Below are 9,431 nucleotides of genomic sequence, written 5' to 3' on the forward strand. Positions count from 1 at the left end.
CATACTGCCGTCGGTAATCGGCCGCCCGCGAGCAAACTCCGGACCGGTGTCACCAACGTCATGGCCTCATACAGCTAGACGCACGGAGATGCGTCGCCGTCGGTCGCCCCGAGACCGGGGCGCGTCTCCGGCGAGGGGTTCCACACGCCGTCGGTCTTCGCGTGCACCCACGACGGCCCGTTCTCGACCAGCGAACGCAGCGCTCCGAGGAGCCGGTCGACGTCGTCGGACGAGCTGCCGAGTCCGAGCGACGCCCGGACGGCACCGCCGGCGCGACCGACCCGCGCGAGCAGCGGGTGGGCGCAGAATCGTCCGTCACGGACACCGATGCCGTGCTCGGCGGACAGATAGGACGCGACGTGACCGGGCTCGTAGCCCTCGATCGTGAAAGTGACGATTCCGACGCTGTCGGCCGAATCGTTCCACAGCCGAAGCACTTCCACGCCGTCGATGGCGTCCAGGCCGTCGACGAGCAGGGAGCACAGGGCCTCCTCGTGACGGGTGACCGCGTCGGAGTCGAAACCGGCAAGCGCATCGCATGCGGCGGCGAGGGTGGCGGCACCGAGCACGTTGGGGGTGCCGGCCTCGTGACGCGCAGGGGCGCAGGCCCATTCGGTGTGGTCGAGGCGTACCTCGCGCACCGCACCGCCTCCGGCGAGGTACGGCTCGGCGGCGTCGAGCCAGTCGCGTCGGCCGACGAGCGCTCCCGCACCGAACGGCGCGTACAGCTTGTGACCGGAGAACGCGAGGTAGTCCACACCGAGCGACGCGAGATCGACGCGGCGGTGGGGCACGAGCTGCGCGCCGTCGACGAGGATCCGCGCGCCGGAGGCGTGGGCGAGTTCGGCGAGCTCGGCGATGGGCAGCACCTCGCCGGTGACGTTGGAGGCACCGGTGACGGCGAGCAGGGCCGCGGGGGCGCGCTGGAGTTCGACTGCGAGGCGCCACACCGTCTCCGAGACGGTATCTGCCGCCTCGACGATGCGGGAGTTCTTCCACGGCAGCAGATTCGCGTGATGTTCGATGTCGAGCACGACGACATCGCCGGGCACGGCACTCGCAAGCAGGTTCAGCGAATCGGTGGTGTTGCGCGTGAAGACGACGACCTGGTCGTCGTCCGCGCCGACGAAGCGCGACACGGAGGTGCGAGCGTCCTCGTAGGCGGTGGTGCTGATCCGCGAGGCGTATCCGGCACCGCGGTGCACGCTCGCGTAGAAGGGCAGCAGTTCCGTGAGGCGGTCGGTGACGGCGGACAGCGCCGGTGCGCTCGCCGCGTAGTCGAAGTTCGCGTAGGTGCAGGTGCCACCCTGGACAAGCGGAACCTGCGAGTCACAGCCGGACACGGTGGCGAACGGAGCAATGCAGGTGGTGGAGGCTACAACAGTCATGACAAATCCCTCGTGTACTCAGGGACCCGCCGGTGACGCCTACGACGGAGAGTTCTCGTCGCCGGCGGAGTCCGCGCTTGCCGTGTCCGGTGGTGGATTCACGGCCCGGTCGTCACCCGGAGCACCCCACCGCGGTTGGAGGGTTGCCGACCAGCGAGCCGGGGCTTGACGCTGGTACTCATGACCTGGCGAAGACAATGACAGGACGATCGAGCCGTGTCAACCCGTATCGCACGATGCCGACACACGTTCCGCGCCCCGAACGTTCACCTGTTGTCCACCCGGACGTGAGATAACCGGAGGATCCATCGAGCAGAAGGACCCGCGGAGTTGCCAGCCATATCCTCGACCCCCGTCGGCCCGTCCCCCATTCCGGACGAATTCCTCCGCGCGTCGCACGCTCCGCCTGCACGCACCCTCGTCGACCTGCTGCGGAGCACCGCCGAGGCACATCCGGACGCCCCTGCCCTCGACGACGGCACCACGGTCCTCGAATACGCCGAACTCGTCGAGGCGGTGATCGCCGGCGCCTACGCGTTGAACGACGCGGGTGTCGGTGCCGGCGACAGGGTCGGCGTGCGCATGACGTCCGGGCGCACCGATCTGTATGTGACGATTCTCTCGATTCTCGCCGCGGGCGCCGCATACGTGCCCGTCGACGCTGACGACCCCGACGAGCGCGCCGAACTCGTGTTCTCGGAAGCACAGGTCACCGCCATCGTCACCGACGAGGGCATCGGGCCGGGTACGGCCGTCCCGCCGGGCAGCCCGGCCGTGCGAGGGCCGAACCTCGACGACGACGCGTGGATCATCTTCACCTCGGGTTCGACCGGGACACCGAAGGGTGTCGCCGTCACCCACCGCAATGCGGCGGCCTTCGTCGACGCGGAGGCACGGATGTTCTGCCGGGCAGCGCCACTCGGCCCCGGCGACCGGGTCCTGGCCGGCCTGTCGGTGGCCTTCGACGCGTCGTGCGAGGAGATGTGGCTCGCCTGGCGGCACGGCGCCTGCCTGGTTCCGGCACCCCGCGCGCTCGTCCGCTCCGGCATGGATCTCGGACCGTGGCTCGTCTCGCGCAACATCACCGTCGTCTCCACCGTGCCCACGCTCGCGGCGATGTGGCCGGCCGAAGCACTCGAGGCGGTGCGCCTGCTCATCTTCGGCGGTGAGGCCTGCCCACCCGATCTCGTGGAGCGTCTCGCCGTTCCGGCACGGGAGGTGTGGAACACCTACGGCCCTACCGAGGCCACGGTCGTGGCCTGCGCCTCGCTGATGGACGGCACCGGGCCGGTCCGCATCGGGCTGCCGCTCGACGGCTGGGATCTCGCCGTGGTGGACGCCGACGGCAACCCCGTCGAGGAGGGCGCGACCGGCGAACTCGTCATCGGCGGTGTCGGCCTCGCGCGCTATCTCGATCCGGCGAAGGATGCCGAGAAGTACGCTCCGATGCCCACGCTCGGCTGGGAGCGCGCCTATCGCAGCGGCGATCTCGTCACCCTCGACCGCGAGGGACTGCTGTTCCAGGGACGCGCCGACGACCAGGTCAAGATCGGTGGACGCCGCATCGAACTCGGCGAGGTCGACAACGCGCTGCAGAACCTGCCCGGTGTGGCCGGTGGTGCGTGCGCGGTGCGCAGGACCGCTGCGGGACACCCGATCCTCGTGGGGTACATCGCCTCCACCGATCCGGACTTCGACATCGCGTCCGCCCACGACCTGCTGTCCGAGCAACTCCCCGCCGCGCTCGTTCCGCGACTCGCGCTCGTCGACGAACTCCCCACCCGCACATCCGGCAAGGTCGACCGCAACGCCCTGCCGTGGCCGCTGCCGGGCGCCGACGCCGACTCGGTGGAGGCGCTCGGACTCGATCCCACCGCCGAATGGGTCGCCGAATTGTGGACCGACATCCTCGGTGCCCGGATCGAGGGCGTCGACGACGACTTCTTCGAACTCGGCGGTGGCTCCCTCGCCGCGGCACAGCTCGTGACGGCGCTGCGCAGCAGGTATCCGGAGATGACGGTCGCGGAGCTGTACGACCATCCCCGGCTCGGATCGCTCGCGGTCCATCTCGACGAACTCGCACCGACGGAAGCTGCGGCACCACGAGAGGTCGCCCCGGTGCCCCGCCTCGCCCAGTTCGCCCAGATCGCGGCGACCGGCGTCCTCACCACCCTCACCGGACTGCAGTGGGTGACCTGGCTGGCGATACTGAACAACGTCATCGCGCTCGTCGTCGACGTGCCGTGGACCGTCACCCTGTCGTGGTGGTGGGTCGCGCTCGGTGTCCTGCTGTTCCTTTCTCCCATCGGGCGTATGGCGATCTCCGTCGCCGGTTCACGTCTGCTGCTGCGCGGTGTGAAGGCGGGGAGCTACCCCCGCGGAGGCGGTGTCCACCTCAGGCTGTGGACGGCCCTGCGGTTGTCCGAGGCCGTGAACGCGACGAACATCTCCAGCGCTCCCTGGATGCGGCAGTACGCGCGTGCTCTGGGAGCGAAGGTCGGACGTGGTGTCGACCTGCACAGCCTTCCTCCGGTCACCGGTCTCCTCGAGCTCGGCGACGGATGTTCCGTCGAGCCGGAAGTGGATCTCGGCGGCTACTGGGTGGACGGCGACGCCGTCCACATCGGGAGTATCAGGATCGGTGCCGGTGCCACTGTCGGCGCCCGGTCGTTCCTCGCCCCGGGTGCGCGTATCGGCAAGAACGCCGAGGTGGAAGCAGGATCGGCCGTGTTCGGCCGAGTGAAGGCCGGACAGAGCTGGGCAGGATCGCCTGCGCGCAAGGTCGGCAAGGCCGACCGGCCCTGGCCCGCCGGGGCACCGCCGCGGGGTAACAGATGGGTTCCGGTCTACGCCCTGTCGTCGATCCTGCTCGGCGGCCTGCCCATCGTGTCGATCGCCGCGGGCGTCGCGCTGCTCGTGTGGTGGGTGCACGACACCCCCACCGTCTCCGACGCCGTGGTGCATTCCCTGGCGATGCTCCCCGTCGCGGCACTGCTGACGATGTTCGTCTTCGCCCTGCTCACCCTGCTCTCGGTGCGCCTGCTCGCGATCGGCATGACGGAAGGCTGGCATCCGGTGCGCAGCCGCGTGGGCTGGCAGGTGTGGTTCACCGAGCGCCTCATGGATTCGTCGCGCACCTTCCTCTTCCCGCTCTACGCGTCGATGCTCACCCCGATCTGGCTCCGGCTGCTCGGCGCCGACATCGGCAAGGACGTCGAGGCGTCGACCGTGCTGATGGTTCCCAAGTTCACCAAGGTCGCCGACGGTGCGTTCCTCGCCGACGACACGATGGTCGCCTCCTACGAACTCGGCGGCGGCTGGCTGTACATCTCGCACGCGAAGGTCGGGAAGCGCGCCTTCCTCGGCAACTCGGGCATGGCGGCACCGGGACGGCGGGTACCGAAGCACGGACTCGTCGCGGTGCTCTCCGCGGCTCCGCAGAAGGCGAAGTCCGGATCGTCGTGGCTGGGCAGTCCCCCGGTTCGGCTGCGGCGCGCGAGCGGTGACAGCGACGCGAGCCGCACCTTCGAACCCCCGCTGAAACTGAAGGTCGCGCGCGGCGCCGTGGAGACCTTCCGGCTCGTGCCCATGATCGTCACCTACGGCATCGGCCTCGGTGTGCTGTTCGCCCTGAACACTCTCGCCGTGCACTGGGGATACGCCGTCGCGGCACTGCTCGGTGGCATCGTGCTCATGAGCGCCGGTGCCGTGGCGTGCCTGGTGACGGTCGCCGCGAAATGGCTCGTGGTGGGACGGATCGGGCGTGTGGAGCATCCGTTGTGGAGTTCGTTCGTGTGGCGCAACGAGGTCTCCGACACCTTCGTCGAGACCGTCGCGGCACCGTGGTTCGCACGGGCCGCGACCGGCACCGCCGTGATGAACCTGTGGCTGCGGGCACTGGGATCGAAGATCGGCCGCGGGGTGTGGTGCGAGAGCTACTGGTTGCCCGAGGCCGACCTGGTGTCCCTGGGCGACGGCGCGACCGTCGAACGCGGTTGCGTTGTACAGACCCACCTGTTCCATGATCGGATCATGTCCATGGACACCGTGACCCTCGGCGCCGGCGCCACGCTCGGCCCCCAATGCGTCGCGTTGCCTGCCTCCGGCATCGGCGACGGTGCCACCGTCGGACCGGCCTCGCTGGTGATGCGCGGCGACGTCGTCCCGCAGTCCACCCGCTGGCAGGGCAACCCCATCGCGCCGTGGACCACACCGAACAGCTGGGCCCCGCGGTGAAACCCATCAAGGCAGCCAAGCCCGTCGCGCCCGTCGCCGCCGATCGTCCCCTCGATCCCTACCTGCCCGAGAGTGGGAACCGCGGTTTCCGCGTCTCGCGCTACGAGCTGGAGCTGACCTACAAGGTCGTGTCCAACAGGTTGGACGGCCGGGCGAAGATCATCGCCACGACGACGGATGTGCGCGCCAAGTACTCGCTCGATCTTGCGCAGACGATGCGCGTCGCCAAGGTGACCGTCAACGGGCGACGACCCGCCAAGTTCGTCCACCGCGACGGCAAGCTCACCGTCACCCCGGCCGAGAAACTCCCCGCCGGGTCCGTGCTCGTCTTCGGTGTGCAGTACTCGGGTACCCCCGCCCCGTTGCGGACCATGTGGGGTGAGGTCGGCTGGGAGGAACTCGACGAGGGGTCGCTCGTCGCGAGCCAGCCGAACGGTGCGCCCACCTGGTTCCCCTGCGACGACCATCCCGGTTCGAAGGCCACCTACCGCATCTCCGTCACCACCGATGCTCCGTTCGTCGCGGTCGCGAACGGAACGCTCGTGCACAAGACCACCAAGGCCAGTCGCACCACCTGGGTCTACGAGCAACCCGAACCGATGGCGACCTATCTGGCCACGGTGCAGACCGGCCATTACGAGGTACGCACACTGGCGTCGGATCCGGTGCCGCAGTACGGGATCCATCCCCCTCGCCTGCGCGCGTCGTTCGACCGTGATTTCGCGCGCCAGACCGAGATGCTCGAGGTCTTCACGCGCCTGTTCGGCCCGTATCCGTTCGCGCACTACACCGCACTGGTCACCGACGACGACCTCGAGATCCCCATCGAGGCTCAGGGACTGTCGACCTTCGGCGCAAACTTCTGCGACGGCACGGGCCGCGAAGAGCGGCTCGTCGCACACGAATTGGCGCACCAGTGGTTCGGCAACAGTCTCACCCTGTACCGCTGGTGCGACATCTGGCTCCACGAGGGATTCGCCTGCTACGCGGAATGGTTGTGGTCGGAGAACTCCGGCGGCAGGTCCGCGCACGCGCATGCTCTCGACGCCCATAGAGGGCTGGCCCGCAAACCTCAGGACATCCTCCTCGAGGATCCGGGCCCGAAGGACATGTTCGACGACCGCATCTACAAGCGCGGAGCCCTCACCTTGCACGCCCTGCGGGTGCACCTCGGCGACGAACATTTCTTCGATCTCCTGCGGACGTGGACCGCGGAACACCGACACGGCAATGTGACGACGGCACAGTTCAAGGATCTCGCCGCGCGTTTCTCGGAGACCTCGCTCCGGTCGCTGTGGGAGGCCTGGTTGAGCACGACATCGCTTCCACCGGCCCCCTCACCCGGATAGGTCGGCTCGCCGGACCGTTACGGGCTCTGTGCAGTTGCGGGCGTAGGGCCGAGAATGTAGAGCTGTCGGACGGTTGGATGTGAGCCGTCAGGGGGTGCGAGCGTCGTAGTTCTCGCGGTTTGCGAGGACCTCGGCCATGTGTGTCTGCGCCCAGTTTCTGAGCCCGCGGGTCATGTGGTGGAGCGAGAGGCCGAGGTCGGTCAGCTCGTAGGAGACGGTGACAGGGACGGTTGGCGTCACGGTACGGGTGAGCAGACCATCGTGCTCCAGCGAGCGTAGCGTCTGGGTCAGCATCTTCTGGCTGACCCCGGCCAGAAGACGAGAGATCTCGGAGTAACGCATCGCCTTCGGAGCGTCTTCGTGTGCTGCACCGGGCCGGCCAGGGTTGTTGTCGCCGCCCAGCGCACACAGGATCAGGACGACCCACTTGTCCGAGATTCGGTCGAGCAGTTGCCGGCTGGGGCACCCTGCCAGGAACGCGTTGTACTCCATCTTGGCCTGAGCCCTCTTCTGGGCCGCCTTCATCGTCGTCACTGATCGCACCTCTCACCGATGGATGGGTTACGCACTCCCGAGTGCCTACTTCCCGACAGGAAGTTTCTCCCCAATCCTGATACAGGGAGGCAGCAGACGCCACCCCCGAGTGCACGACGAAAGGCAACAAGATGAGCACACCCTCCCCCTCTCTTCCCGGCGGCACCTGGACTCTGGGTGACCTGACCGTCACCCGGTTCGGCTACGGCGCCATGCAACTGGCCGGGCCCGGGGTCATGGGACCGCCCGCCGATCGCGAGGGCGCCCTGGCCGTGCTGCGTGAAGCGGTCGCCCTCGGCATCACACACATCGACACCAGCGACGCCTACGGGCCGCGCGTCACCAACGAGTTGATCCGCGAGGCGCTGCACCCCTATCCCGAGTCGCTGCACATCGTGACCAAGGTGGGCGCGACCCGCGACGAACAGGGCGGATGGCCTACAGCCCGCCGACCCGAAGATCTGCGCCGCCAGGTCCACGACAACCTCGAGTCCCTCCGCCTCGACGTACTCGACCTGGTCGACCTCCGACTCGGCAACGCCGAAGGTCCCCGACCCGGCTCGCTCGCCGAGGCGTTCGAGACGCTCGTCGAACTCCAGCAGCAGGGCCTGATCCGCCACCTCGGGATCAGCAACGCCACCGAGGAGCAGGTCGCCGAAGCACAGAGCATCGCGCCGATCGTGTGCGTGCAGAACATGTACAACCTCGCCCACCGCCACGACGACAAGCTCATCGACCGGCTCGCCACCGACGGCGTCGCATATGTGCCCTTCTTCCCCCTCGGGGGCTTCACACCGCTTCAGTCCTCGGCGCTCTCGGCGGTCGCCGCTCGACTGGAGGCGACACAGATGTCCGTCGCTCTGGCCTGGCTGCTGCACCGATCACCGAACATCCTGCTCATCCCCGGCACGTCATCGACGGCACACCTGCGCCAGAACATCGCCGGCGCGAGACTCTCCCTCTCTCATGAGGACCTGACCGAACTGGACGACATCAGCCGCTGAATGTCCTGGGGCCGACCGCCTCACAAGCCACGATCAACGGACAGCTCGAACACCTCCGCGGTTCCGCTCTCGGATTCCGCAACCTCACCGCCTACATCACCAGATCCCCGCCGGAAACCGGCGGCTTCAGGCCACGACTACAACCTGGATTGCGGAGGGCCCAGTTACGGCTGCTGTGGTCCCCCGTTGCGCAACGAGAGATCCAGAGTCCTCATGAGGTGCCCGACGCGAGTCCTCGACGTCGACGCGAGCGGGTAGCGCGAGAGTACGTCGACCAGTACCGGGGTCGCGCGTCGGCGTGCCTGCTCGATCATCGCGCTCCCGACTGCCGGGTCGCCATCTGCTCGGAGCTCGGCTATGCGTGCAGCACTCGCAGCCGCACGGAGAATGTGCCCGACCTGGGTGGCTCTCGCGATCGGGTGCAGGTAGGCGGCCGCAGCAGCGTCGCCGGCGCATCGTGCAGCCAGGCCGGCCACTTCGGTGGGTGCGTCCTTCGCAGCCCGGTGTGCGTCCAGTGCGGTGACGCGCTGGAGTCTCGTCCGTCTCGCACCGCCGACGAATTCCCAGGCCGCATCGAGAGCAGCGCGAGGACGTCGGTCCTGGGGAACGGCTTCTTCGAAGACCGGAAGCACGTCCTGCGCACTCTCCGCCACGTACTGCGTCACCACCCGCAGCTCGTTCATGGTCAGCTCGAAATCGCCGAAGACACTTCGCGCCGGCTCGTTTCGACCCATGTACCGAATCGTATGCCGCGGGAAACAGCCCCTACGAGAAAAGGGGACCCGCGAAAGCGGGTCCCCTCATCAAAGCCGAAGACCCCCAACACTGTCGGGGGTCTTCGGTAACGGGTGTTCGGCGGTGTCCTACTCTCCCACACCCTGTCGAGTGCAGTACCATCGGCGCAGACAGGCTTAGCTTCC

6 protein-coding genes and 1 riboswitch are annotated in these 9,431 nt (G+C 68.1%); of the genes, 3 read left to right on the plus strand and 3 right to left on the minus strand.

Translation table 11 applies throughout. The annotated features are described in order from the left end of the window. Positions 1-74 precede the first annotated feature (74 nt). A complete protein-coding gene (locus PV766_RS23760) occupies positions 75-1,388 on the minus strand; it encodes an aminotransferase class V-fold PLP-dependent enzyme (protein ID WP_421098097.1) in 1,314 nt (437 codons plus the stop codon). A gap of 68 nt (positions 1,389-1,456) precedes the next feature. Continuing rightward, positions 1,457-1,574: riboswitch (SAM riboswitch) on the minus strand. A 144-nt stretch (positions 1,575-1,718) separates the two neighbouring features. Here PV766_RS23760 and PV766_RS23765 point away from each other — a divergent pair. Together PV766_RS23765 and PV766_RS23770 are read left to right on the plus strand one after the other, a co-directional pair. Next, complete coding sequence (locus PV766_RS23765; RefSeq protein ID WP_421098098.1) at positions 1,719-5,624, plus strand: Pls/PosA family non-ribosomal peptide synthetase; 3,906 nt, start codon at positions 1,719-1,721, stop codon at positions 5,622-5,624. Then, positions 5,591-6,973: a M1 family metallopeptidase gene (locus PV766_RS23770; protein ID WP_421098099.1), complete on the plus strand. Its 1,383-nt coding sequence runs from the start codon at positions 5,591-5,593 to the stop codon at positions 6,971-6,973. The genes PV766_RS23765 and PV766_RS23770 overlap by 34 nt, the downstream gene beginning before the upstream one ends. 87 nt (positions 6,974-7,060) lie before the next feature. Here PV766_RS23770 and PV766_RS23775 read toward each other — a convergent pair whose 3' ends face one another. Next, positions 7,061-7,507, minus strand: a complete 447-nt coding sequence (locus PV766_RS23775) for a winged helix-turn-helix transcriptional regulator (RefSeq protein WP_421098100.1) — start codon at positions 7,505-7,507, stop codon at positions 7,061-7,063. A 131-nt stretch (positions 7,508-7,638) separates the two neighbouring features. On the opposite strand from PV766_RS23775, the gene PV766_RS23780 reads away from it, so the two are divergent. Next, a complete protein-coding gene (locus PV766_RS23780) occupies positions 7,639-8,511 on the plus strand; it encodes an aldo/keto reductase family oxidoreductase (protein WP_129977286.1) in 873 nt (290 codons plus the stop codon). A 164-nt stretch (positions 8,512-8,675) separates the two neighbouring features. Here PV766_RS23780 and PV766_RS23785 read toward each other — a convergent pair whose 3' ends face one another. Next, complete coding sequence (locus PV766_RS23785; protein ID WP_129977287.1) at positions 8,676-9,245, minus strand: putative immunity protein; 570 nt, start codon at positions 9,243-9,245, stop codon at positions 8,676-8,678. Positions 9,246-9,431: the final 186 nt, after the last annotated feature.

The sequence above is a fragment of the Rhodococcus sp. As11 genome (genome assembly GCF_048957735.1).
In the GTDB taxonomy this organism is placed as follows: Bacteria; Actinomycetota; Actinomycetes; order Mycobacteriales; family Mycobacteriaceae; genus Rhodococcus; species Rhodococcus gordoniae.

Bases quoted from the DNA above. Each gene is read 5' to 3' on its own strand.
- PV766_RS23785 (WP_129977287.1), bottom strand. From the start codon at position 9,245: ATGGGTCGAAACGAGCCGGCGCGAAGTGTCTTCGGCGATTTCGAGCTG.
- PV766_RS23760 (WP_421098097.1), bottom strand. From the start codon at position 1,388: ATGACTGTTGTAGCCTCCACCACCTGCATTGCTCCGTTCGCCACCGTG.
- PV766_RS23780 (WP_129977286.1), top strand. From the start codon at position 7,639: ATGAGCACACCCTCCCCCTCTCTTCCCGGCGGCACCTGGACTCTGGGT.